Below are 24,899 nucleotides of genomic sequence, written 5' to 3'. Positions count from 1 at the left end.
TTGAAGTGGAGGTGCCACCAGGGCCTGGATCTTCTCGGACGACTCGCGCGATATCGACACCGCCTGATCACACATCGAAGCCCGCCAGATGCCGCCATTCACCCCAATGGATGGCGGCGTCGTAATCGAGCAGACAACGCTCGAACCAGCGCGCCCCCAACCGCCAGTCGCCGCCGCCCTCCAGCCAGGCACCGGCCAGATACTTGCGCTCGGACCACGGCAACCAGCCTTCACGTACCAGCACCTGCATGGCCTTGTCGGCCCGGGCATCACCGGATCGCCCTTCGCTCCAGCGCGCAAAGGCGGCGTCATTTGCGGCGTCTTCCCGCAACGCTGCGCCATACCAGGCCGCGCGAGCCTCCCCATCCTTGTCACACAGCATGCGCTGCCAGCACTCGCGCTGCAGCACGATGGCCAGCAGCTGCTGATTGATCGCCTCATCACCCGCCTCGCGGCGACGGGCATCCAGCACCTGCAGGATGCGGCGCGGACTGATGCAACCCAGCGCCAGCCATGCTGCCAGTGGCCATGCATCCGCCGGGCGCGCCATCGATTGCATAGCGTCAAGCGTCTTGCCCGCCTCCCGCTGGGGCGCCAGCCCCGCCGGCACACCAGCACCTTCGCCATCGACAGAGTGCGATCGCTGATAGGACGCCCCTTCTATCGAGTCGTCATCGCCCTTGTCGGCATCTCCCTTCGCCCAGGCCTTGCCCCACAGCAAGGTCGACAGGTATGCGCGGGCTGGCTCCTCGCCGCCCTGCAGCTCCGCAAGCTTGGCAGTCGCGGGTTGCCAGGCTTGCGCCGAACCACAGATGGCATCCAGCGGCGGAAAGCCACGCGAGGCAGAATCGGGCCACGGCGGCAGGGAATAGGGCAGCCCCTGCAAGGGCGACTGCGCCTCGCACAGTGCGCGCCACTGCTCATCGTTCAGCCCTGTCGGCAAAGCCTCGCGCTGAGACAGAGCCTCGCGTTGAGGGCGTGCCTGCATGGCACCGGGCGTCGGCGTCGGCGTCGGCGTCAGCACAGCACAAGGCGGCAGCATCAGGTCGGCCACGCCAGAGTCATCGCCACCACTGGCGTGCAGCACCTGCGAGGCAAGCGCGGCGCAGGTCGCCAGGGCGTCCTGATCGTCTGATGCGCCTGTGTCAGCAGAGGCCGTGTCATGCAGAGTGAGTTCACTGGAGGGAGCCGCACGCTCGTCAACTTCGCGGGACGCTGCATGCGCCACGCGCAGGCGCGCCGTCTCTTCGCGGGGGAATCTGCCCGGCAGCAGGCGATCAAGCAGCGGGCCATCCAGCAGCTGGCTGTCGAAGGCGATCTGGTCAGCGGGATGACAGTGGAGCCGGGTCGAGGCCGGCAGGCGCCGTGAGAGCTGCTGCAGGGCGCGGCTGTCTTCCGGCGCGGCGGCGAGGCTGACTTCCAGGCACTGGACATCATGCTGGGCGACCTGCGTCAGCACTTCCTCGACGGGGTCCCCGACGCGCACCAGCAGGTCACTGCCGCGGCGCAGCAGCATGCCACGCAGATTCATCAGGCTCTGCCACAACAGGCGCAGACGCGCTGGCCCCAGGCGTGGCAAGCCGTCGCTCGGTGTCAGCCAGCGACGGTCGAAGACATACATCACCAGCATCTGATGCGGGCGACGTGACAGGGGCAGCGCGAACAGCGGGTTGTCTTCCAGCCGCAGGTCGTGACGCAACCACACCAGAGAGGTTTCCGGTGCGTTGCCCGAATTCATGCTGGCGACCTCGTGCATGATGACTCCGTGGAACATATGGCGTGCAACATTTGTACAAGAAAACAAACATCTTGTACAACACTTCACACGGTACATGTCGCGTTCCGGCGGGTCGGGCATGCGCTGGCGAGGGGTGCAAGTGCGTGATACATTCGAGAGGTTAGGTCACGTTCCATCAATGTTTTCAACAAGATCGCGCAAGTGTCTCCACTCGAACACACACTTGTCATCCAGGGGCTTCAGGAGGAATACGGCCATGCTCGCAAGACATGACATGACCGCACCAACCCGGCATATTCGCCGTCTGCCCGTTGCGGGCAGCCGGGGACGCGCTGCGGACCTCATCCCATCCTGGATGCTGGCACCCCGTGCCGTGCGACTCCCCTTCCTGACGGATCCGCCCCTTGCGACGGTAACGTCATGCCCGGAGCGATTGACGCGCTGAACCCGCGCCAGATCCTCCGTGCAGCCTGAGCCAGCCACTGCCAACCCTTGCTGCCGCGTGACGCATGACGTGTCTCGCATGGCCCCATGAGAACGTCTTCCTGACAGAGTCTCGTGTGTCCGGCACTTCATCACGGCAACCTGCAGTGCGCTCGCCTATTCTGTCGGCACCCAGTGGCCGAAACTCCGCCTCCCGATCTCGAAGCTGGCAGTCCGGCCCTGAGCCTGTGTCTGCGCTGCCCACGAATGACGGACTACGTACTACAACAACGACTGGAGCGAGTCTTCCATGACCCTGCTGTTGATCGTGCTATTGCCGTTACTCGGTGCCCTGGTGCCCTTGATGGCCAGAAACCTGCCCCGTGCACGCCTTGCCTGGCTGACCGCGGTGGCACCTGCCCTAGCACTCGGTATCGCCGTCTTCCACCTCGGAGACGTCTTCTCGGGCATGGTGCCCCAGTTCCATCTGCCCTGGATCGCGGAGCTGGGACTCAACCTGTCGCTGCGCTTCGATGGTCTGTCGGGGCTGTTCGTGCTGCTGATTCTCGGCATTGGCCTGCTGATCATCCTCTATTCCCGCTATTACCTGTCGGGCGAGGATTCACTGGCACGCCTCTACAGCTTCCTGATGCTGTTCATGACCGCGATGCTCGGCATCGTGATGGCAGACAACCTGCTGCTGATGTGGGTGTTCTGGGAGCTGACCAGTCTGAGCTCCTTCCTGCTGATCGGTTACTGGTACCAGCTGAGCGAGGCGCGCAAGGGTGCCCGCATGGCCCTGACCGTCACCGGTGCCGGGGGCCTGGCACTGCTGGCCGGTATCCTGGTCATCGGACATATCGTCGGCAGCTACCAGTTCGATGACGTACTGGCCGCAGCGGACCAGATCCGCTCCCACGAGCTCTATCCGGTCGCGCTGGTGCTGGTGCTGCTGGGCGCCTTCACCAAGTCGGCCCAGTTCCCGTTCCAGTTCTGGCTGCCCCATGCGATGTCGGCACCGACGCCGGTGTCCGCCTTCCTGCACTCCGCCACCATGGTCAAGGCCGGTGTCTTCCTGTTGGCGCGCATGCACCCGGTGCTCGCGGGGACAGACCTGTGGTTCTACATCGTCAGCCTGACCGGTCTGGCCACCCTGCTGTATGGCGCCTGGTTCGCGCTGATGAAGCAGGACCTCAAGGGCGTACTGGCCTTCTCGACCATCAGTCACCTGGGCCTGATCACGCTGCTGTTCGGCTTCAACAGCCAGATGGCCGCCGTCGCGGGTCTGCTGCACATCATCAATCACGCCACCTTCAAGGCCTCACTGTTCATGGCCGCCGGCATCGTCGATCACGAGTGCGGCACGCGTGACATCCGCAAGCTCAACGGCCTGTATCGCTACATGCCGCATACCACGGTGCTGGCGATGGTCGCCTCGGCCTCGATGGCCGGTGTGCCGCTGCTCAACGGCTTCCTGTCCAAGGAGATGTTCTTCGCCGAGAGCCTCGATGCCCAGCTGCTGGGCGGCCTGTCGTGGCTGATTCCGGCGCTGGCGACCCTCGGTGGCATCCTGTCGGTAGCCTACTCGCTGCGCTTCATCCACGACGTCTTCTTCAATGGCGAGCCGAAGGATCTGCCCAAGACCCCGCATGAGCCGCCGCGCTACATGAAACTGCCCATCGAGGTGCTGGTGCTGATCTGTCTGCTGGTCGGTATCCTGCCGTCACTCGTGATCAAGGACCTGCTGGTCAGTGCCTCCGCCAGCGTACTGGCCGGGCCGGTACCGGACTTCAGTCTCGCCATCTGGCACGGCTTCAATCTGCCGCTGCTGATGAGCGGTATCGCGCTGGCGGGCGGCGTCGCCGTCTATGCCCTGCGCCACCACCTCTATTCCTTCCAGCGCCAGTTCCGCGCCCGCAATGCCCTGCTGGTGTTCGAGGCCAACGTGCAGCGCCTCGTCAAGCTTTCCGAGCGCAGCATGGACAGCTTCGAGAATGGCTCGCTACAGCGCTACATGCTGTGGCTGCTGCTGACCGCGCTGCTGTTCGTCGGCATCGGCCTGCTGGCCGTGCCGCAACTGGGCGGGGAGCTTGAGCAACAGCCCTTCGATGGCATGCTGCTGACCGGCGCCGTGATCACCGGCCTGGCCGGCCTCGGCACCGCGATCACCCACCGCAAGCGCCTGATCTCGCTGCTGATGCTGTCCGTGGTCGGCCTGATGACCTCGCTGGCCTTCGCGCGCTTCGCCGCACCGGACCTGGCACTGACCCAGCTGGCGGTCGAGGTGGTGACGATGATCCTGCTGATGCTGGCGCTGTTCTTCCTGCCCCAGCGCACGCCCAAGGAATCCAGCGCACGCCGCATCATGCGCGACGTGCTGCTGGCCAGTGCCTTCGGCGTGGTGGTGGCGAGCCTCAACTTCGCCATCCTGACCCGCCCGGTGGAGTCGATCTCCGACTTCTTCATGGCCAATGCGGTCTCCGGTGGCGGTGGCCATAACGTGGTCAACGTGATTCTGGTCGACTTCCGTGGCTTCGATACGCTGGGTGAGATCACCGTTCTCGGTATCGCGGGTCTGGCGATCTTCAAGCTGCTCAACCGTCTGCGTCTGTTCATGCCGTCCAGTGACCTGGATGGCCGTGGCTGGTCGCCGGATCGCCATCCGATGATCCTGGCCACCGTCTCCCAGACGCTGCTGCCGCTGGCTCTGCTGGTCTCGGTCTACATCTTCCTGCGGGGCCACAATGCGCCGGGCGGCGGCTTCATCGCCGGTCTGGTGACGGCAGTGGCCATCATCCTGCTCTACATCGCGCGTGGCGTGGACTGGACGCAGCGCTGGCTGCGCTTCCCCTATCAGCCCGTCGCGGCGGCCGGGGTGTTGATCGCCGGCCTGACCGGCGCCGGCAGCTGGGTGTTCGGCTATCCGTTCCTGACATCCTCCTTCGGCCACTTCACCCTGCCCGTCATCGGGGAAATCGAGCTGGCCACCGCGCTGCTGTTCGACCTCGGCGTCTACCTGACCGTGGTCGGCGCGACCCTGATGATTCTCGCCAATCTGGGCAAGCTGACGACTCCGCATCGCCCGACCAAGGAGAAGATGTGATGGAAGCTCTCTACGCCACTACCACCGGCCTGCTGGCCGCCTGCGGTGTCTACCTCACCCTGCGCGGCCGCACCTTCCCCGTCGTGGTCGGCCTGACGCTGCTGTCCTACGCCGTCAACCTGTTCCTGTTCTCCATGGGTGGCCTTGCGATGCACGGCAATTCAGCCGTGGTCGGTGCCGGCTCACCAGCGGCTGACCCGCTGCCCCAGGCGCTGGTGCTGACCGCCATCGTGATCGGCTTCGCCATGACGGCCTTCGTGGTCATTCTGGCGATGCGCGCGCGCGGCGACCTGGGCAGTGACCACGTCAACGGCAATCGCCTGGATGATTCGAAAGAGAAAGAGGACACCAAGTGATGCTGCAACACCTGATTGTCCTTCCGATTGTCCTGCCGCTGCTGGTAGGGGCGGGCCTGCTGCTGAGTCGTGCCACCTCACCGACCCTGCGCCGCACGGTCAGCCTGGTGGCCCAGGCATTGATGGTGGCCATCGCCATCGCGCTGGTGGTGCAGGCCGGTGATGGCACCATCCGCTACTACGCGCTGGGCGACTGGCAGCCGCCGTTCGGGATCGTGCTGGTGCTGGACCGCCTGTCGGCGACCATGGTGCTGCTCAGCTCGCTGCTGGGACTGCTGGCCTGTCTGTACGCCACGGCGGGCATCGATGAGACCGGCTCCAACTTCCATGGTCTGTTCCTGCTGCAACTGATGGGCATCAACGGCGCCTTCCTGACCGGCGACCTGTTCAACCTGTTCGTGTTCTTCGAGGTGCTGTTGATCGCCTCCTACGCCCTGCTGCTGCATGGCGGCAGCAAGGCACGCACGCTGTCGGCGCTGCACTATGTGGTGCTGAACCTGATGGGCTCGGCGTTCTTCCTGATCGCGCTGGGTATCCTGTACGGCGTGACCGGCACCCTGAACATGGCCGACATGGCGGTCATCGTCACCACGCTGGACCCGGGCCGTGCCGGCCTGATGGAAGCCGGTGGCCTGCTGTTGCTGGTGGTGTTCGGCCTCAAGGCGGCGATGCTGCCGCTGTACTTCTGGCTGCCACGCGCCTATGCCGCGGCTTCGGCACCGGTGGCGGCGCTGTTCGCGATCATGACCAAGGTCGGCATCTACTCCATCCTGCGCGTCTACTCGCTGATCTTCACCGACAACGCTGGCGCACTGGCGGACCTCGGTCGTGACTGGCTGTGGTGGGCGGGACTCGCCACCCTGGTGGTGGCGATGCTGGGCGTGCTCTCGGCGCGTGATCTGCGCACCCTGGTGGCCTATCTGGTGATGGTGTCGGTGGGCACGCTGCTGACGGCGCTGGGCATGAACACGATCGAGGCAGACAGCGCGCTGCTGTTCTACCTGATCCACTCGACGCTGGTCACCGGCGGGCTCTTCCTGCTGGTCGACGTGGTCGCCGGTCAGCGCGGCAAGGCCGGGGCACGCATCGTGCGCTCGCGCCCGCTGCTGCAGGCTGGCCTGCTGGGCGGCCTCTTCCTGATCGGCACCGCCGCCGCCGCCGGGCTGCCACCGTTCTCGGGCGCCATCGGCAAGGCGCTGATTCTCGCCTCGGCGACGCCGGAGCAGCAGATCTGGCTGTGGCCGCTGCTGCTGCTGGCCGGTCTGTGCTCGCTGGTCGCCTGCTCACGCGCCGGTTCCAGCGTGTTCTGGCGCACCAGCAAGGCCGAGCCAAGCGGCGAGCGCGTCGGCGTAGCCCGTGGCATCGCCACTGGCGGGCTGATCTCGGCCGCACTGATGCTGGTCATCTTCGCGGGGCCGCTGGCGAACTGGACCAAGGCCACCGCCGAGCAGCTGTCCAACCCGGCCCCCTATCTTGAATCCTTGCTCGGCAAGGACGCGGCACCGGAAACCGCACCGCCGCTGAAGGGAGATGTCTCATGATCAAGCCTCGTTCCCGTTTCTTGCCCACGCCGATGCTGTCGGTGCTGCTGTTGATCGTCTGGCTGATGCTGCAGAACAGCGTCGCGCCCGGTCAGATCCTGCTCGGGGCAGTGCTGGCCATCGCGATACCCATCCTGACCTACCGCTTCTGGGAGCCGCAGCCCGACCTCCAGAAGCCCTGGCGGCTGATCAGCTATTTCCTGCGTGTGATCATGGACATCATCATCGCCAACCTGCAGGTGTCCTACCTGATCCTCAATCCGCGCGCCAAGTTCCGCCCGGCCTTCGTGCGCTATCCGCTGGAGCTTGAGGAGAAGTTCCCGATCACCCTGCTGTCGAGCACCATCACGCTGACGCCGGGCACGGTCTCGGCCTATCTGACGCTGGATGGCCGCCATCTGATCATCCACGCGCTGGATGTCGAGGATGAGCAGGAGTTGATCGACGAGATCCGCCAGCGCTACGAGCGTCCGCTCAAGGAGATCTTCGAATGCTAGACATCGCCCTGTGGATCAGCATCGCGCTGTTCGCCGCCTCGCTGGTGCTCAACGTCTTCCGGCTCGCCATCGGGCCGGACCTGCCGGACCGCATTCTGGCGGTGGACACCATGTACGTGAACTCCATCGCCCTGATCGTGCTGTTCGGCATCCAGCTCAACAGCAAGTCCTACTTCGAGGCGGCGCTGTTGATCGCCATGCTCGGTTTCGTCAGCACCGTGGCAGTCTGCAAGTACCTGCTGCGCGGCGACATCATCGAATGACCTGAGCGGAGACTCCCCATGCCCACCTGGTTCTATCCTGTCCTCGAAGGCGTGATCGCCTTCTTCCTGGTTGCCGGCGGCCTGTTTGCCTTCATCGGCTCTCTGGGACTGACGCACCTCAAGGACTTCTACATGCGCCTGCACGGCCCCAGCAAGACCACCACGCTGGGGGTCGGCTGCGTGCTGATGGCGTCGATGATCTATTTCCGCGCCACCACCGGCCACTTCAGCTTTCAGGAAATGCTGGTGTCCATCTTCCTGTTCATCACCGCCCCCGTGACCGCTCACCTGCTGTCCAAGGCGGCGCTGCACCAGAAGCTGGTGGCGGACAGCCGCACTCGCAACGTGCCGGAGCGACTCGAAGTCGCCGAGGAGCCGGACGAGGTCAACGCCGAGGCCAGCGAATCCCGCCTGCCGTGATCGTCACTCGGCTCTCGCCAGGCAGGTCCTCATCAAGCGGGGCCAAGCCACGAGAGCGGATTCACGAGCGCTGATTCGCAGGAGCGGATTCACGAACAGCAGGCCAGCAACATGAAAACGCCCCACCAGTGATGACTGGTGGGGCGTTTTCATTTCTCGGGCAATGGCAGTATGACGGGCTTGCTCGTTACCAGCCCTGAGTATGCTGGCGACACAGCGCCTCGAGCAGATCGATATGATCACTGCGGTCATTGAGCGCCGGGATGTAGCGGAAGTCGCCACCACCCGATTCGGTGAAGTAGCCGCGGTTCTCTTCCTCCAGCTCTTCCAGCGTCTCGAGACAGTCAGCCGCGAAGGCCGGCGAGATGACATCGACGCTTTCCAGCCCTTCACCGCCCCACGCCTTCAGCGTTTCATCGGTGTACGGCTTGAGCCACTCGGCCTTGCCAAAGCGTGACTGATAGGTCATCGCCCACTCATCGTCACCAAGCCCCAGCGCCTCGGCCAGCAACTGGCTGGTGCGCTCGCATTGCGTCGGGTAAGGGTCGCCTGCCGTCGCATAGCGCTTGGGAATGCCGTGATAGCTCATCAGCAGGCGCTTGCCGCGCCGACCTTCCTTCTCCCAATGCTCACGCACGCTGGTGGCCAGCGCCGCGATGTAATCCGGGTGGTCATGATAGTCGCGCACGAAACGCAGCTCCGGCAGATGCGGGCACGGCTTGAGTGCGCGCGCCAGGCGATCGAAGACCGCGGCAGTGGTCGTGCGCGAGAACTGTGGATAGAGCGGCAGAATCAGCATGCGGTCGGCACCGCGGCTGGCGAGCTTGCGCCCCACCTCTTCCATGGTCGGCTTGCCGTAGGTCATCGCCAGTTCGACGGGAATGTCCTCGCCCAGTGACTCGGCCAGGCGTGCTTCCAGCGCGGCGCGCTGGCGCTTGCCGATCGCCATCAGCGGCGAGCCGTCTTCCGTCCACACCGAGGCGTAGGCCTCGGCCACCTTCTTGGGACGCGTCGTCAACACCAGGCCATGCAGAATCGGCAGCCAGAGCAGACGCGGCAGGTCGATCACGCGCACATCACCAAGAAACTCCGCGAGGTAACGGCGCACCGCCTTGGGGGTCGGGGCATCGGGGGTGCCGAGATTGACCAGCATGACGCCAAAACGCGGGGTACTCATGGATGATGGACTCCTGACTAGGGGCAAGAAGAGAGGTGAAGCGGCAGCGCAGCCACTTTCACCGCAGCGCAGCCAACTTCACCGACAGCGCAGCCATATTACCAGCTCGCCCTGTGCGTGAGGGATGAAGTTATACTATCATCACGATTTGTATAGCTTTAAGACAATTATTGTCACAACCCCTCCGGAGTCCTCGTGCCCGAACCCTCCACTCTGCAACTTGCCACTCGTCATGACTTCGCGCGGCCATTGGTGCTGATTCTCGGCGACCAGCTCAGCCATGAGCTGGCAAGCCTCAAGCAGGCACCCGCCGACAGCGTGATCGCCTTCTGCGAGGTCGAGGAGGAAGGCCGCTACGTGCCGCATCACCCGCACAAGATCGCGATGATGCTGGCCGCAATGCGCCACCACGCCCAGGAACTCAGGGAGTGTGGCTGGCAGGTACATGAAAGCCGACTGGAGGACCCGGACAACCTCCAGCGCCTTGCCAGCGAGGCAGAGCGTCTGGTCGCCCTGTATCAGTGTGATGGTGTGCTGGTGACCCGCCCCGGCGAGTGGCGGCTGCTGGACGACTTTCTGGCGCGACGCAATGCCGGCAGCGTGCGTTGGGAAGTCCTCGAGGACACACGCTTCTTCACCACGCCGGCAGCCTTCGCCGGCTGGGCCGAGGGCCGCAAGCAACTGCGCATGGAATACTTCTATCGCGAGCAACGCCGTGACACGGACCTGCTGATGGAAGGCAGCGAACCCGCCGGCGGCAAGTTCAACCACGACCACGACAACCGCGAACCGATTCCAGACGACTTCCACGCCCCACCGCCGCCGGTGCATGCCCATCACGAGGATGCGACCACCCGCGAGGTGCTGACGCTGGTCGCGGCGCGCTTCGGGGAGCAGGCCAGTGACAAGGAGCACCACTTCGGCTGCCTCGAGAACTTCAACTGGGCCGTCACCCGTGCCCAGGCTCGCTGTGACCTCACGCATTTTCTCGATCACTGCCTGGCAGACTTCGGCCGCTATCAGGATGCCATCGAGGACAGCGATCCCTTTCTGTTCCATTCACGCCTGTCCGCCGCGCTCAATATTGGCCTTTTGAGCCCGCAGGAGGTCTGCAGCGCGGTGGACGCCGCCTGGCGGCGCGGCGAGGTGCCGATCAATTCGGCGGAGGGGTTCATTCGCCAGATACTCGGCTGGCGCGAATATGTGCGCGGCATCTACTGGACGCGCATGCCCGGCTACAAGCGCGAGAACCGGCTGGAAGCCAGCCGCAACCTGCCGGAATTCTTCTGGACGGGGGACAGCGGCATGCGCTGTCTGGATCAGGCCATCGCCAGCACCCGCGAGCATGCCTACGCCCACCATATTCGTCGCCTGATGGTCACGGGCAACTTCGCGCTGCTGTGCGGCGTGAAGCCCGAGGCGCTATGCGACTGGTATCTGGCGGTCTATGTGGACGCCTGTGAATGGGTCGAGCTGCCCAATACGCTGGGCATGGTGCTGCATGCCGATGGCGGCCTGATGGGCTCCAAGCCTTACTGTGCCTCGGGCAAGTACATCGATCGCATGTCCAATCACTGCAACAGGTGCCAGCACTCGCCGAAGAAGGTCACCGGCCCGCATGCCTGCCCGTTCAACAGTCTCTACTGGCACTTCATCGAGCGCCATCGCGAGGCGTTGTCACGCAATCCGCGCATGTCACTGGTCTACGGCAGCTGGCGACGCATGAAGGACGACAAGCGCGAAGCCCTGCTGCAACAGGCTGACGCCTTTCTGGCTCGCCTCGACGGCGCCGCGGACTATGGCAGTGATGCCCATCGCGCCGGTTATTACGCCGCACCCTCCAGTCTCACGACCGACAAGGAATCCTCATGAGTCGCATCTGGCAAGCCAGCGCACCGGTCACGCTCTACCACGATGGCAAGTGCCCCCTGTGCCAGCGCGAGGTCGCCTGGCTGGCCAGGCATCCCGGGCGGGAGCGGGTCAGAACGGTGGATATCCGTGCATCAGATTTCTCGCCTCAGGCGCTGGGCTTGAGCTTCGAGACGATGATGGGACGCCTGCATGTGCAGGACGCACGCGGGGAGTGGTATGTCGGCATGGATGCCAGCCGAGCACTCTATGCGGTACTCGGCTATCGGCGTCTGGTGCGCCTGTCGCTGCTGCCGGGCCTGCGCCCGCTGATGGACATGAGTTACCGCTTCTTCGCCCGCCATCGCGAGCGCATTGGCCGCTGGGTGCCTCAAAAGCACACCTGAGCAAGAAGGTGCGGACTCAGAAGCTCAACGGGATACGCGAGCTCAAGGGCTGGTGGTACTGCGGCGGGCGGCCGATCATCTCGTCATTGGCGACCTGCGAGACCAGCCACGCCCGTGACATCCCGCCCCGCTTGAGCTCGCTGTAGACATCCTCCAGCGAGCGGAACAGCATCGGCTTGCCGCGCTTCATCAGTAGCTCACTGCGCTCCTCCTCTTCCTCGCCGGCGGCTTCCAGCACCAGCTGGACCTGATAGAAACGGCTGGCGGCATGACTGATCACGCGTGCCTCCAGTGCAGGGTATTCGGCCATCAAGGATTGCAGATTGCTGGTAAAGATGGCGGACGGCGTGAAGATGCTGGCGGTTCTGGACATGTAAAGACTCCTGCGCATCCAGGGGACTGCGCATGGTAAGGCCGTAAGACGACGACGTGGTACAAGGATAGCCCGTGAAAACAGGGGCTGGGCGACTCAGTCATCCCAGCAGCCCGACACTTCAGGATGAACTTCAAGGCTTCACGCCAGACTGATGGCCAGCGATGACAGTCATGGGGCAGGCGGATGACGATTGAGTGACTCGCAGGCAGAGATCACTGCACTGGTGAGGCACACGCCTCGATGACTCGCCCGGAGTCCCGCGCCTTGGCCTCGCTCTTGAGCTCGCTCCAGCGTGCGGCGATCCTGGTCATCTCGCACCCGGCAAGGCCATGCAGCGCCACCAGTGACAGTCGCGTCAGCGGGAAGAAGCGCGTGGTGCCGAAGCGGTCGTGGCCCTGAAAGCCTCCCGCTGCCAGCACATCGGCCGGATACAGGCTGGCGACCGCATGCAGGAATGCCGACTGCAGGCCAGCCAGACGTTGCTCGAGCGCTGTCAGGCGCAGTGCCCGGTGAGATTCGGTCATGCACAGCGTCATCACGAAATCATCGCCGCCGACATGGCCGAGAAAGTCATCCTCCTGCAGCGCATCGCGCAATACCGTCGCCAGCGCCAGCAACATGCGGTCGCCCTGCGCGTGGCCGAAGCGGTCATTGAAGGGCTTGAAGTTGTCGAGATCCAGATAGATCGCGGCCCACTCGGCACTGCGCGCGCTGCTGTTCTCTCGCAAGTCCTCTCGCAAGTCCTCGCCCACCCCCTCACCCATGCCCGCGACCTCGCCAGCCACGCACTCGAGCAACTGACGCTCGATCGGCCCGTTGCCCGGCAGGCGCGTCAGTGGGTTGGCCTCCTCGGCGCTCGCGACCTGCAGCTCCGTGATGATGCGCAGCAGATCCAGGGTGCGCCCCAGCCCCTGATAGCGCCCGCCCCGCGTGATGATGAAGTCCTCATCGCGATCGCTGCCTTCGCGGCCGGTCACCTTGGCCGAGACGCGCTCCAGCGTCTCATCCGCCTCGACGCGCAGCGGACTGCTCTGCATGACCTCATGGATCATACGACGCGCATGCAGTTCCGGCCCGAAGCGCTGGCTCAGCAGCCCCAGCAGGCGATGGCGGATGATCAGGCCCACCGGTCGTTGTTGCTCGTCCACCACGGCCAGCGACATCACCTCCTGCTCGGCATGCAGACGCTGGGCGACCTCATTGACGGTGACATCCTGCTGCACCGGCGTCACGGCGCGCGCCAGACTGCCGATGCTGCGGCCAGGCGGTGGGCGCTGTTGCAGCCTGCGACTCAGCTGGCGCAGATGCCGGTCGAGTGCAGCGCGTTGGCCAAGCGGGTCGGCCTCGGCCGGCGCGAACAACCAGCCTTGCAGGTAGTCGGCCCCCAGCTGGCGCACACACTCCATTTCCGCCTCATGTTCAATGCCCTCGGCGATCACCTGACTGCCACTGCCGTGGGCGATATCGATGATCGAGCGCACGAAGCGCCGCTTGAGCGGGTCGGCATGGATGCCACTGATGAAGTGACGGTCGATCTTGACGAAATCCGGCTGCACCGACGACCACAGCTTGAGGCTGGCATAGCCCTCCCCGAGATCATCCAGCGCGATGGCGAAGCCCATCGATTGATAATGACTGACGGCTTCCCGCATCAGCGCCGAATCCAGCCCCGGCGTCTGCTCGGTCAGCTCGATCACCACCTGATGCGGACGCAGGCCGAAGCGCCGCAGCAGGCGACGCGTCAGGCCGGGCGAGTGGGCGCCATCCAGCAGCACATCGGGAGACACGTTGATGAACAGCCGCTCCGTCAGGCCCAGCGTCGACCACTGCTCGAGCGCACGCTCGCGACACAGGCTGTCGAGCTCCACCAGTCGGCCGTGCTCCCGCGCCGCCGAGAACATCGTCAGCGGTGAGGCCAGCGGCCCTGCGGCACTCCCGCGCGCCAGCGCCTCATAGGCGAAGACCTCACGGCCGTTGGACGACACGATGGGCTGGAAATGCATGCTCACCTGGCGCAGACGCAGCAATGCCTCCAGTGCATGACGGGATTCGACGACAGGCTGGCCATGAGCGGCTTGCAGGGACGGGGATGGGAGCATGTCAGAATCTGAACATGCTGATATGACAGAGGGATGACAAAGGTGCCACGCGGCGCATGAGGCGCCTCATCCGGCAGAGGGAATGCCAGACGCCAGATCGACTAAGTCGATGTGTCGACTATCTCGATCAAAACAGGATCACGCCATGCCGACCTGGCAGCCGGCATGGCGTGATCCTCATGCGCCGGAGTGACGCTTACAGCGAGTTGGGGTCGATGGCCTTGCCGAGGGAGTTGCGGTCGATCCACTTGCCCGCCTTGGTCTCCTTGTAGCGGAAGACGACCATGTCGCCGGCTACCACCGGCACTTCACTGTCTTCGGTCTGGTAGCTGTAGCTCTCACCTTCCACGACCAGCGTGAAGCGGTAGAGGTCCGGCATGCCCAGCCATTCCTTGAAGGGCCCTTCACGCTCCAGGCTCTCCAGCGTGCCTCGGCCCTGCAGCTTGGGGGTACGTGCGCGTCCGCGCCCAAATCCACCTGCCATGCTATCTCCTCCCCGTCAGTGCGGGTCTTGCGAGGCAACGGCGATGCCGCCGCCCGGGTACATGATTGACGCGCGTACGCATCACGTTATTCAGCGAAGGCCTGGCCATAACTGTCGGGCGCCAGATCCTCGAAACGGGTGTACTTGCCGATGAAGGCCATGTGAACGGTACCGATGGGGCCGTTACGCTGCTTGCCGATGATCAGCTCGGCCAGTCCCTTGTTGTCGGGATTGTCCTTGTTGTAGACCTCATCACGGTAGACGAAGGCGATGACATCGGCATCCTGCTCGATGGCGCCGGATTCACGCAGGTCCGACATCACCGGACGCTTGTTGGGGCGCTGCTCAAGCGAGCGGTTCAGCTGCGAGAGCGCCACGACCGGGCAGGCGAATTCCTTGGCCAGGCCCTTCAGCGAGCGCGAGATCTCGGAGATCTCGGCGGTACGGTTCTCGGAAAGTCCCGGCACCTGCATCAGCTGAAGGTAATCGATCATGATCAGGCCGATGCCGCCGTGCTCACGCGCCATGCGTCGACAGCGCGAGCGCATCTCGTTGGGCGACAGCGCCGCGGTGTCATCGACGAACAGCTGCTTGTCCTTGAGCAGGTTGACCGCCGAGGTCAGACGCGGCCAGTCCTCGTCTTCCAGCTGGCCGGTACGCACCTTGGTCTGGTCGATGCGGCCCAGCGAGGAGATCATGCGCAACATCAGCGATTCGGCGGGCATCTCCATCGAGAACACGGCGACCGGCTTGTCCCCGGAGACCACGGCATGCTCGACCAGGTTCATGGCGAAGGTGGTCTTGCCCATCGAGGGACGCCCGGCAATGATCACCAGATCAGACGGCTGCAGGCCGGAGGTCATGTCATCGAGATCACGGAAGCCGGTCGACAGGCCCGTCATCTGGCCCTTGAGGTTGAACAGCTCATCGATGCGGTCCACCGCGCCGGTCAGCAGCTGACTCATGCCCTTGGGGCCGCCGCTCTTGGGCCGCGACTCGCTGATCTGGAACACCAGGCGCTCGGCCTCGTTGACCAGCTCATCGGCATCACGGCCCTGCGGGCTGAAGGAGCTCTCGGCGATCTGGTTGGCCGCCTGGATGAGCTTGCGCAGCGTGGCGCGCTCGCGAACGATGTCGGCATAGGCCTTGATGTTGCTGGCCGAGGGCGTATTGCGCGCAAGCTCGGCGAGGGTCGCCAGCCCGCCGACAGACTCGAGCTGGTCACGACTTTCCAGCAGCTCGGACAGCGTCACCACATCCAGCGGGCGGCTGCCGCCGACCAGCTGAGACATGGCGTTGTAGATGAGACGATGCTCATAGCGATAGAAGTCGTCGGCCACCAGCCGCTCGGAGACGGTATCCCAGGCGCTGTTGTCCAGCATCAAGCCGCCAAGCACCGACTGCTCGGCCTCCAGCGAATTGGGCGGCACCTTGAGCGCTGCCGTCTCGCGATCCTGATCCTGAATCTCGCTCATGCCTGGCTGACTCCTGCTGATGACTGACATGCCCGCGGGGGCTTCTAGTTTCACGCATTGACGCAAGCCTGCCAACCGCCGCGCCCACGCCGAAGACTCTTCCTGACGGGGGCAGGCATTCTACCGGATTTTGTGCGTCATCGCCTCGCCGGCGACCAGGCAAATGCCACGCCGACGACAAATCGCGCCCATGAAAAAACCGCCTTCGCATCGAGGATGCAAAGGCGGCTTGGGTACCGCAGCAGTCGCTACACCGGATCACCGGCCAGCCACTGCAAATCAGCGATTACTCGCCGACCACGACCACACGGACAGTGGCAGTCACTTCAGCGTGCAGCTGCAGCACGATGTCGTATTCGCCAGTGTTGCGCAGCGGGCCTTCCGGCATGCGGACTTCGCTCTTGGCGATGTCGATGCCAGACTGGGCGATAGCTTCGGCCAGATCACGCGGACCGATGGAACCGAACAGCTTGCCTTCTTCGCCAGCTTTGGCGACCAGGGACAGTTCGATTTCGTTCAGCTGAGCGGCACGCGCTTCAGCTTCGGTCTTGCGCTCTGCAACCTGTGCTTCCAGCTCAGCGCGCTGAGCTTCGAAAGCTGCCTGGTTTTCAGCAGTGGCCGGAACTGCCAGGCCGTACGGCAGCAGGTAGTTGCGACCGAAGCCAGCCTTGACGGAAACCTGGTCACCCAGGTTGCCCAGCTTGCCAATCTTGTCGAGCAGAATGACTTGCATCTCGTAAACCTCTTATCGATGACTGCCGGCGAGACGTGCGCGAAAATCCGCAAAGGCGTCCACAAGCGCCAACAGCAGCAAAATCAGAATCGTGGGCCAGGTGGTCAGCATCATGAAATAGACGCCGACGAGCCATAACCCGCTCATCCCCTTTAACCCGATGTAACCATGTACCAGGGCTATGCCCGCCACCAGCAGCGGTATCCAGATCAGCAGGAGCACTGCAGGGACATTGAGCAGTACGCCAATGATCCCGCAGGCTGCCAGTATCAGGATTTCGGGCAAACTCAGCCGAAAGGCATGGAATTCGCTGCGAAACCCACCCGGATTGTAGAGCCCGGACTGCCAACTGCGCGCCAGGGCCAGACAGCCCGTGGCGGCCAGCAGGACCACCAACCCGGTAATACCACCGATGACCAGCCCTGCGAGCTGTTCAGTCGGCACACCTTGAGCGGCAAAGTCGTTCAAGCGTGCGTCAAGCTCAGGGGCATTCTTGCGAATGCTCTCAAGCAGTGGACCGGCTCCGCCTGGTGGCAGGAATATCCCGGACTGCACCATCAGTGCCGCCGTCAGGCTGGCGCCTATCAGCGCCTCACCCCATCGCACGCGAGCGCGCAACAGGGTTGCCATCAGGGTGACCAGCAATACGGTTGCCAGAGGCACCGGATCGCCTTGTACCCACCACCAACCGGCCGGAACGGCGGCGGCGATGACTACGGGTGCGGCAGGCGCAAGGCCACGCCGAAGCGTGACCAGCGCACTGATGGCGGCACTGAACCAGAAGAACCAGGGCACGATTCCCGTCAGCAATGCAATCGCGATGCATTGCAGGGGGCCGCGCATGGCCCAGCGTGCCAGTGCCAGCATCATGGTGTCGCCTTACTGGTGGCTGTCGCTGTACGGCAGCAGAGCCAGGTAGCGAGCACGCTTGATGGCAGTCGCCAGCTGACGCTGGTAGCGTGCCTTGGTGCCAGTGATACGGCTCGGGACGATCTTGCCGGTCTCGGTGATGTAAGACTTCAGGACTTCGATGTCCTTGTAGTCGATCTGCTTCACGCCTTCAGCGGTGAAGCGGCAGAACTTGCGACGACGGAAAAAACGTGCCATTGCAATGACCTCCTGGGGGTGCGGTATCAGTTAGCGTCTTGAGCTTCGGATTCGTCACGCTTGTCTTCGCGACGCGGACGCTTCTCTTCAGCCGGCTTCATCATCGGAGACGGCTCGATGGCCGCTTCCTTTGAACGCACAACCAGGTTACGGATGACGGCGTCGTTGAAACGGAAGATGGTTTCGAGTTCTTCGACCACCTCACCGGTAGTTTCGACGTTCATCAGCACGTAGTGGGCCTTGTGGATCTTGTTGATCGGGTAGGCCAGGTGACGGCGACCCCAATCTTCCAGACGATGCACAGTACCGCCGGCTTCGGTCACGATGGAGGTGTAACGCTCGATCATGGCCGGAACCTGTTCGCTCTGGTCCGGGTGGACCATGAACACGATCTCGTAGTGACGCATGGCTTGGCTCCTTTCGGTTTGACAGCCCCCACGGCGCGTCTCGGGCCGGGAAGCAAGGAGTGGAGTGATTACTACGGTTGTGCCATTCAGACCCGAAGGCCACGAAAGACGCGCGCGGGCGAGGACAGGTGCCCCCATGCCGCGCATTCACTGCAGACTGCACTTCACAGAACCGCAGTATTGTAGAGAGGAGTCAAGGGCTTGGCAAGCGGCCCATGAAAGACAGCCAGCCCCGTTCCACCGGCCGTCTCTCTTGCCACTCTCTTGCCTCTACCCTTCCCGACTATCCCCTGCCGACAATTGCCTCAGCCGCGGCGCTGACGCACGGCCTCGAACAGGCAGATGCCCGCGGCAACCGAGACATTGAGGCTGGAGACGCTACCCGCCATCGGCAGCTTGATCAGGCTGTCGCAATGCTCGCGGGTCAGGCGACGCATGCCCTTGCCCTCGGCACCCATCACGATGGCGACCGGGCCGGTGAAATCGGCTTCGAAGGCCATGGATTCGGCTTCGCCCGCCGTGCCCAGCACCCAGACACCGGCTTCCTTCATGGCGTCCAGCGTGCGGACCAGGTTGGTGACCTGATAGACCGGCACCACTTCCGCTGCCCCACAGGCCACCTTGCGCACGGTCGCGTTCAGTGAGGCCGACTTGTCCTTGGGCACGATGACACCATGGGCGCCCGCGGCATCGGCACTGCGCAGGCAGGCACCGAGGTTGTGCGGATCCGTGACGGAGTCCAGCACCAGAAACAGCGGAGCTTCTGCGTGGGACCAGCCATCGAGACGCAGCTTGAGGCCGGTCTCGTTCTCGGTGGCCAGCGGCGCGCACAGCGCGACCAGCCCCTGATGGGCGCCACCGCCGACGGCCAGTGCATCCAGCTCCTCGCGCCCCTTGAGGGTGACGCGCGAGCCGGCGGCACGCGCCTGCTCGATGATCTCGCTCAGGCGCAGCTCGGCCTCGCCCGCCTGCACCCACAGCTCGCTGGGTGCGCGGTCACGTGCCAGCAAGGCTTCAACGGCGTGCACGCCATAGACGGCTTCCAGGCCACCGGGAATCTTCGGCGCGGCGGCGCGAGCGCCACCCTTGCGTGCCCCGCCACGCTCATGACGCTGAGCGCCGCTGCGCTCGCCTCGGGATTGCTCACTTCTGGCGTGGCTAGCACGCTCGCCGGCGGGCTTGCCGCGGCCGGGCTTGCGCCCCTTGTCCTGACTCATTGTGCCTTCCTGACTGATGACCCGACGGGCCCTGTCACATTGACGGAAACTGAGCTGCCGCCGACGCGACAGCCTTGAAATCGTGCAGCCTGACGACTGCCCAACGCATCAGCCCCGACCGGAGCCGGGGCTGATGCAGTGACGCGCGAGGAGCAGAGCCGAAATCAGCTACGGCCGTTACCGCGACGCCCGCGCGAGCGCGAACCCCGCTTGCGCGACGGGTCGTCCTTGCCTGCGGCACCCATCGGCGCGACCGGCGCGAACGGGCTGTCGGCGGCTTCCGGGCCACTCGGCACGGCTGGACGCGCCGCAGCGGGCGCCTCTGCGGTGGGCTGCTGCTCATTGCCAGCGGCGGCCTTGCGCTCTCCACGGCCCGAGCGATCACTGCGCTCACCGCGCGGCTTGCGCGGCGGACGCTCACCTGCCGGCTTTTCGGCCGCAGCCGCGTTGCCATTGCCTTCCTGACTGACTTCCTCGGTCAGGGACTTGAGGCGTTCGCGCTCACGCTTGCCGGGACGCCCCTTGGCGGCGGCTTCCTTGCTGGCAGCGGAACCGCTCTTGCCGGCTGCCGGCTTGTCGCCCTCGCTGCTGCGCGCCTTGCGCGGCTTGCGCTTGGGACGCGGCGTCGGGTCGCTGAGCATGAAGTCGATCTTGCGCTCATCCATGTCGACACGGGCCACCTGGACGGTGACGCCATCGCCAAGACCATAGCTGACGCCGGCACGCTCACCCTTGAGGCGATGCTTCTCGGCCTCGTAGTGATAGTAGTCGGACGGCAGCGAGGAGATGTGCAGCAGGCCTTCGACGTAGTAGGCATCCAGACGCACGAACAGGCCGAACTGGGTGACCGCCGCGACGGTGCCTTCCAGCACTTCCCCGACCTTGTCCTTCATGAACTCGCACTTGAGCCAGTCGCTGACATCACGCGTCGCCTCATCGGCGCGGCGCTCGGTCATCGAGCAGTGCTCACCCAGCTCGAGCATCTGCTCGAAGGTGTACGGGCACCACTTGGTCGGGCGTTCGGTCACGGCATCTTCGGCGCGCAGCACGGTGTCGGTCTTGCGCGGGCCACGGATGACGGAGCGAATCGCACGGTGCACCAGCAGATCCGGATAACGACGGATCGGCGAGGTGAAGTGCGCGTAGGCATCGTAGGCCAGACCGAAGTGACCTTCGTTCTGCGGCGAGTAGACCGCCTGGGTCATGCTGCGCAGCATCACGGTCTGGATGATGTCGAGGTCCGGGCGCTCGGCGATCGAGGCACGCAATGCCTGGAAGTCCTTGGGTGCCGGCTCGTCGCCACCTTCCAGCGTCAGACCCAGCTCGCCCAGGAAGGCGCGCAGGTTGTTCAGGCGCTCCGGTGCCGGCTGCTTGTGGACACGATAGAGGGCCGGGAGATCGTGCTCATCCAGGAAGCGTGCCGTCGCGACGTTGGCCGCCAGCATGCATTCCTCGATCAGCTTGTGCGCGTCGTTGCGGGTACGCGGCACGATCTGCTCGATCTTGCGCTCATCGTTGAACAGGATCTGCGTTTCGGTGGTCTCGAAATCGATGGCACCGCGCTTGTCACGCGCCTTGCGCAGCACGCCGTACAGCGCGTGCAGGTTGTGCAGCGACGGCAGCAGTTCATTGTACTGCTGGCACAGTGCCTGACCTTCCTCACTTTCCGGGTCGGTCAGCATGGTGCCGACCTTCTCGTAGGTCAGGCGAGCATGCGAGCGAATCACGGCTTCGAAGAAGCGATAGTCGAGCATCTCGCCACTGCTGGCAGAGATGGTCAGCTCACAGACCAGCGTCAGACGATCGACATGCGGGTTGAGCGAGCACAGACCGTTGGAGAGCAGCTCCGGCAGCATCGGCACGACCTGACCCGGGAAATACACCGAGTTGCCGCGCACATAGCCTTCCTGATCCAGCGGGCTGCCGCCACGCACGTAGTGGGAGACGTCGGCGATGGCGACCAGCAGCTTCCAGTTGCCATTGTCGTCCTGCCAGGCACAGACGGCGTCATCGAAGTCCTTCGCGTCTTCGCCATCGATGGTGACCAGCGGCGTCTCGCGCAGGTCGATGCGGCCCTTCTTGTCTTCTTCCAGCACCTCGGCGGAAATGGTCGAGATCTGGTCTTCGACTTCCGGCGGGAATTCACTGGGGATATCGTGGGAACGGATCGCGATATCGATTTCCATGCCCGGGTCCATGCGCTCACCGAGCACCTCGACCACTTCCCCCACCGGCTGCACGCGTGTGGCGGGCTGCTGAGTGATGCGCACGGACACCACCTGACCGTCCTTGGCACCATTGGCCACGCGGTTGGGGATGATGACTTCCTGCGCGATGCGCGAGTTCTCGGGAATCAGCACACCGAAGTCCGGCTCGGACTGACGATAGATACCGACCAGGGTCTGGGTATTGCGCGCCAGCACCTCGACGATGGTGATCTCGTCGCGGCCACGACGATCACGGCCGCTGACGCGAGCCAGCACCTGATCGCCATGGAAGACACGACGCATCTGGCGCGGCGGCACGGCGAGGTCCGGCTTGACGCCATCTTCGCGCGCCAGGAAGCCGAAGCCGTCGCGGTGACCGACGACGCGGCCACGGATCAGGTCCAGCTTGTCGATCAGGGCATAGGCACCGCGACGATTGCGCAGCACCTGACCATCACGCTCCATGGCATTGAGGCGACGGCGCACAGCTTCCTGCTGCTCCTCGTCCTCGAAACCGAGCATGCGGCTCATGTTCTCGTGGGTAATGGGCTTGCCATACTCTTCCAGCTTGTCGAGCAAGAACTCTCGGCTGGGGATGGGCTTGTCGTACTTATGGGCTTCGCGTTCCGCGTGCGGGTCGTCGCTGAGCGTCCATTGGGTCATTAATCAGGATTCCTTGACGATGAATTCGAGACGGGCAGCGATCGCGGCACGGAATGACAGGTTGTCTCTCATCCGCGCATTATAGCCTCTACCCTTGGGCCGACCCAACCATTCCCCGCCACTCATCACGGCGGAGGGGCCATTCAGTGCTCTCAATGGCGGCCCGGGGCCTGACTCTCAAGCCTGAAAGCTCGCCAATTGATGAGCTTCATCTGTCTGTTCTCTATCTTTCCTCTGTCTGTCCTCATGAAGCGAGAGAGGCTTTCTGCGGCTCGCTCAACAGGGCATGAAAGAAAAAGCTTGCATTCCCGCAGTACATCCGTATTATTCGGCACCACTTGCCCAGATGGCGGAATTGGTAGACGCGCTAGCTTCAGGTGCTAGTGTCCGTATGGACGTGGAGGTTCAAGTCCTCTTCTGGGCACCAATTTCAGGTTTCATGTTGGCGTGACACACGTTAAGATGGATACCAGAAAACGGGTAAAGCATTTAAGTTTCAACAACTTGACTGCTGATCCGGGTCTGCGGACCGAAACGAGTTCTGATGTCTGCCCAGGTGGCGGAATTGGTAGACGCGCTAGCTTCAGGTGCTAGTATCCGTAAGGATGTGGAGGTTCAAGTCCTCTCCTGGGCACCACGGACGTCAGACTCACAACGAACGACCCCTGTATCGCGCTTCGCCCAGATGGCGGAATTGGTAGACGCGCTAGCTTCAGGTGCTAGTATCCGTAAGGATGTGGAGGTTCAAGTCCTCTTCTGGGCACCACGATGCGCACTCGAACAGGGAACATGGCATCCACTACCAAGGATTTCATGCTCGTTCAGCTGCAAGACTCAGCTCATGAGACTTCAGCACACAACTTGATGCCCAGATGGCGGAATTGGTAGACGCGCTAGCTTCAGGTGCTAGTGTCCGTATGGACGTGGAGGTTCAAGTCCTCTTCTGGGCACCATCAAGTTGATATCCGATGCATCCTCGCAGCGCCTGCTGCTCACATCGCGATACTCCCCCTCGCAATATCCTGACTGACTCACCCTCTTGTTTTGCCTAGACCCACAGCGCCCTGCGTTGTCTTCCGCATGCTTCGAAGAAAATACCGCTCGCCTCATGCGCAACTTGTCCACACCCATTACTACGCCTGGCATTGTGGATAACTCTTTTCAGCTGCACCCCTTCAGTCGGCACCCGTCCGCCGAACTCCTTCAGTACGCTCCTGTCAGTCGGACCTTGGCTGTTCGCTCAATAACGTGATGGCGTACGACTGAAACTGTCGACCTGCCAGCCATCGCGCACGACCTGCGCCTCGAGGCGCTGCTCGACGTCATCGGGAAGCTCATGGAAGAAATCCAGCCCTGTCAGTGACTCGATGCGATCGATGCTGACCAGAAAACGGTCCAGCGGTTCATCTCCCCTCACCTGCTGCGGGAAGAGAAAGGCCAACGCACGCGGTGCCTGCCGACCGGAGCCGGGAGAGATGATGATCTTGTAGAAGGCATCGGGAATCTCGATCAGATTGGGCAGCCGCTCGATACTGCCGCTGAAGACCGGCCCTGCCGTGATCCACAGTGCGCCTTCGCGCGGCAGGATGCTGTCCATGATGGCGGCTTCCAGACGTTGCCAGAGCTTGCGATTGAGCGCCGGTGTCTGTGGCGAGATATTCGTCATGCGAAAGGTCTGATGCTGCGCCTTGACGCCGTAGATCTTGCCGATGGCGTAGTTGGGCGCCAGGTGTCCACGGTCGTAGCCACTGTTGCGATAGCTATCCGGCGTGACGGGCCATAGCGAGCGCCAGTCGCGCTCGAACTCGTCAGGACGCTCCCCCAGCCGCGACCCTTGAGTATTCTCGAGCCGCCATGTCACCCACAACGGGTTGGCGCGCAGATCAGACCAGCCCACCAGATAGGCATCGCTGCGCAAGCCGCGCGCCAGCGTCTTCCAATCCAGTGCACGCGCCTGCGGTACGCCCTGCCAGACGTAGAACTGCTGGTAGTCGCGCTCCTGCCACCACCAGAGCCCACCCCCTACCAGTGCAAACACCACGCTGACCCCGAGGCCCCGCCACAGCTTGCGGCCGGCCGAGCGAATATCGTCCATCACATCCAGCATCCCGCCATTTCCTTCTTGTCGTTGCAGTTACCTCGGCAAGGCATGCATCCATCATTTCGCCATGGCTCGCGGGCCACAGCGACGCCATTCACGTTCCTGTGTCATTTCCATCATGCCAGAGTTCTGCCAGCGAGGCTGACGGTTGCCCCAACTCAAGCCACAATAAGCAGGCAGCACCCGCTTGATGCACCATCGGCGAGCAGAGACCTCCTGACAAATCTGCCCGAACACTGATGGCGCAGAACCTGACC

At 63.7% G+C, this 24,899-nt stretch carries 21 protein-coding genes and 4 tRNA genes; 12 read left to right on the top strand and 13 right to left on the bottom strand.

Annotated elements, in window-relative coordinates; translation table 11 throughout:
- Window positions 1–67 precede the first annotated feature (67 nt).
- Window positions 68–1,756, bottom strand: coding sequence for a deoxyribodipyrimidine photo-lyase (locus HA399_RS01665; RefSeq protein WP_404325817.1), 1,689 nt, complete (start codon window positions 1,754–1,756; stop codon window positions 68–70).
- 715 nt (window positions 1,757–2,471) lie between these two features.
- Here HA399_RS01665 and HA399_RS01660 point away from each other — a divergent pair.
- The 6 genes from HA399_RS01660 to HA399_RS01635 are packed head-to-tail and all read left to right on the top strand — an operon-like array spanning window position 2,472 to window position 8,341.
- Window positions 2,472–5,264 carry a monovalent cation/H+ antiporter subunit A gene (locus HA399_RS01660; protein ID WP_043334738.1) on the top strand — a complete coding sequence of 931 codons (2,793 nt, stop codon included), beginning with the start codon at window positions 2,472–2,474 and terminating at the stop codon, window positions 5,262–5,264.
- Window positions 5,264–5,620: a Na+/H+ antiporter subunit C gene (locus tag HA399_RS01655; RefSeq protein WP_404325816.1), complete on the top strand. Its 357-nt coding sequence runs from the start codon at window positions 5,264–5,266 to the stop codon at window positions 5,618–5,620. The genes HA399_RS01660 and HA399_RS01655 overlap by 1 nt, the downstream gene beginning before the upstream one ends.
- Window positions 5,620–7,161: a monovalent cation/H+ antiporter subunit D gene (locus tag HA399_RS01650; RefSeq protein ID WP_404325814.1), complete on the top strand. Its 1,542-nt coding sequence runs from the start codon at window positions 5,620–5,622 to the stop codon at window positions 7,159–7,161. The genes HA399_RS01655 and HA399_RS01650 overlap by 1 nt, the downstream gene beginning before the upstream one ends.
- Window positions 7,158–7,658, top strand: a complete 501-nt coding sequence (locus tag HA399_RS01645; protein ID WP_404325813.1) for a Na+/H+ antiporter subunit E — start codon at window positions 7,158–7,160, stop codon at window positions 7,656–7,658. Before HA399_RS01650 ends, HA399_RS01645 begins: the two co-directional genes overlap by 4 nt.
- Window positions 7,652–7,921, top strand: coding sequence for a K+/H+ antiporter subunit F (locus HA399_RS01640; protein ID WP_043334744.1), 270 nt, complete (start codon window positions 7,652–7,654; stop codon window positions 7,919–7,921). The genes HA399_RS01645 and HA399_RS01640 overlap by 7 nt, the downstream gene beginning before the upstream one ends.
- An 18-nt stretch (window positions 7,922–7,939) precedes the next feature.
- Complete coding sequence (locus tag HA399_RS01635; RefSeq protein ID WP_054555276.1) at window positions 7,940–8,341, top strand: Na+/H+ antiporter subunit G; 402 nt, start codon at window positions 7,940–7,942, stop codon at window positions 8,339–8,341.
- A 187-nt stretch (window positions 8,342–8,528) separates the two neighbouring features.
- Here HA399_RS01635 and hemH read toward each other — a convergent pair whose 3' ends face one another.
- On the bottom strand, window positions 8,529–9,518 hold the full coding sequence (gene hemH / locus HA399_RS01630) for a ferrochelatase (RefSeq protein WP_054555275.1): 990 nt from the start codon (window positions 9,516–9,518) through the stop codon (window positions 8,529–8,531).
- Window positions 9,519–9,713: 195 nt separating this feature from the next.
- On the opposite strand from hemH, the gene HA399_RS01625 reads away from it, so the two are divergent.
- Window positions 9,714–11,390: a cryptochrome/photolyase family protein gene (locus HA399_RS01625; RefSeq protein WP_404325811.1), complete on the top strand. Its 1,677-nt coding sequence runs from the start codon at window positions 9,714–9,716 to the stop codon at window positions 11,388–11,390.
- Window positions 11,387–11,773: a DUF393 domain-containing protein gene (locus HA399_RS01620; protein ID WP_279839200.1), complete on the top strand. Its 387-nt coding sequence runs from the start codon at window positions 11,387–11,389 to the stop codon at window positions 11,771–11,773. The genes HA399_RS01625 and HA399_RS01620 overlap by 4 nt, the downstream gene beginning before the upstream one ends.
- A 16-nt stretch (window positions 11,774–11,789) precedes the next feature.
- Here HA399_RS01620 and HA399_RS01615 read toward each other — a convergent pair whose 3' ends face one another.
- From HA399_RS01615 to rnr, 10 genes are all read right to left on the bottom strand, one after another.
- Window positions 11,790–12,146, bottom strand: a complete 357-nt coding sequence (locus HA399_RS01615; RefSeq protein ID WP_225347494.1) for a DUF6482 family protein — start codon at window positions 12,144–12,146, stop codon at window positions 11,790–11,792.
- A gap of 215 nt (window positions 12,147–12,361) precedes the next feature.
- On the bottom strand, window positions 12,362–14,248 hold the full coding sequence (locus HA399_RS01610; RefSeq protein WP_404325808.1) for a bifunctional diguanylate cyclase/phosphodiesterase: 1,887 nt from the start codon (window positions 14,246–14,248) through the stop codon (window positions 12,362–12,364).
- A 196-nt stretch (window positions 14,249–14,444) separates the two neighbouring features.
- Window positions 14,445–14,732, bottom strand: coding sequence for a hypothetical protein (locus HA399_RS01605; RefSeq protein ID WP_043334752.1), 288 nt, complete (start codon window positions 14,730–14,732; stop codon window positions 14,445–14,447).
- Between the two features lie 86 nt (window positions 14,733–14,818).
- Window positions 14,819–16,207: a replicative DNA helicase gene (gene dnaB / locus HA399_RS01600; RefSeq protein ID WP_165873876.1), complete on the bottom strand. Its 1,389-nt coding sequence runs from the start codon at window positions 16,205–16,207 to the stop codon at window positions 14,819–14,821.
- Between the two features lie 286 nt (window positions 16,208–16,493).
- The gene (rplI, locus tag HA399_RS01595) at window positions 16,494–16,940 is read right to left on the bottom strand and encodes a 50S ribosomal protein L9 (RefSeq protein ID WP_043334754.1); all 447 of its coding nucleotides are present in this window, start codon (window positions 16,938–16,940) and stop codon (window positions 16,494–16,496) included.
- 12 nt (window positions 16,941–16,952) lie between these two features.
- On the bottom strand, window positions 16,953–17,807 hold the full coding sequence (locus HA399_RS01590) for a hypothetical protein (protein ID WP_404326875.1): 855 nt from the start codon (window positions 17,805–17,807) through the stop codon (window positions 16,953–16,955).
- Window positions 17,808–17,819: 12 nt separating this feature from the next.
- Entirely contained in the window at window positions 17,820–18,047 is a 228-nt protein-coding gene (gene rpsR, locus HA399_RS01585; RefSeq protein WP_024952281.1) for a 30S ribosomal protein S18, read from the bottom strand.
- A 26-nt stretch (window positions 18,048–18,073) separates the two neighbouring features.
- Complete coding sequence (gene rpsF, locus HA399_RS01580; protein WP_043334756.1) at window positions 18,074–18,454, bottom strand: 30S ribosomal protein S6; 381 nt, start codon at window positions 18,452–18,454, stop codon at window positions 18,074–18,076.
- 305 nt (window positions 18,455–18,759) lie between these two features.
- Window positions 18,760–19,671, bottom strand: coding sequence for a 23S rRNA (guanosine(2251)-2'-O)-methyltransferase RlmB (gene rlmB, locus HA399_RS01575; protein WP_353888910.1), 912 nt, complete (start codon window positions 19,669–19,671; stop codon window positions 18,760–18,762).
- Window positions 19,672–19,835: 164 nt separating this feature from the next.
- Window positions 19,836–22,541, bottom strand: coding sequence for a ribonuclease R (rnr, locus tag HA399_RS01570; RefSeq protein WP_404325806.1), 2,706 nt, complete (start codon window positions 22,539–22,541; stop codon window positions 19,836–19,838).
- 340 nt (window positions 22,542–22,881) lie between these two features.
- Here rnr and HA399_RS01565 point away from each other — a divergent pair.
- The 4 genes from HA399_RS01565 (at window position 22,882) to HA399_RS01550 (ending at window position 23,494) form a co-directional block, all read left to right on the top strand.
- A tRNA-Leu gene (locus HA399_RS01565) sits at window positions 22,882–22,968 on the top strand.
- A gap of 123 nt (window positions 22,969–23,091) precedes the next feature.
- Window positions 23,092–23,178, top strand: a tRNA-Leu gene (locus tag HA399_RS01560).
- Between the two features lie 42 nt (window positions 23,179–23,220).
- Window positions 23,221–23,307: transfer RNA gene (locus tag HA399_RS01555), tRNA-Leu, on the top strand.
- 100 nt (window positions 23,308–23,407) lie between these two features.
- Window positions 23,408–23,494 (top strand) — tRNA-Leu (locus HA399_RS01550).
- A 287-nt stretch (window positions 23,495–23,781) separates the two neighbouring features.
- Here HA399_RS01550 and HA399_RS01545 read toward each other — a convergent pair.
- Entirely contained in the window at window positions 23,782–24,648 is an 867-nt protein-coding gene (locus HA399_RS01545; RefSeq protein WP_303569195.1) for a DNA/RNA non-specific endonuclease, read from the bottom strand.
- Window positions 24,649–24,899 lie beyond the last annotated feature (251 nt).

Origin of the sequence: Cobetia sp. UIB-001 (assembly GCF_044789135.1) — a bacterium.
Lineage (GTDB): Bacteria > Pseudomonadota > Gammaproteobacteria > Pseudomonadales > Halomonadaceae > Cobetia > Cobetia amphilecti.
The sequence above is the reverse complement of the archived record's forward strand: the minus strand, read 5'-3'. Positions and strand labels throughout refer to the sequence as shown.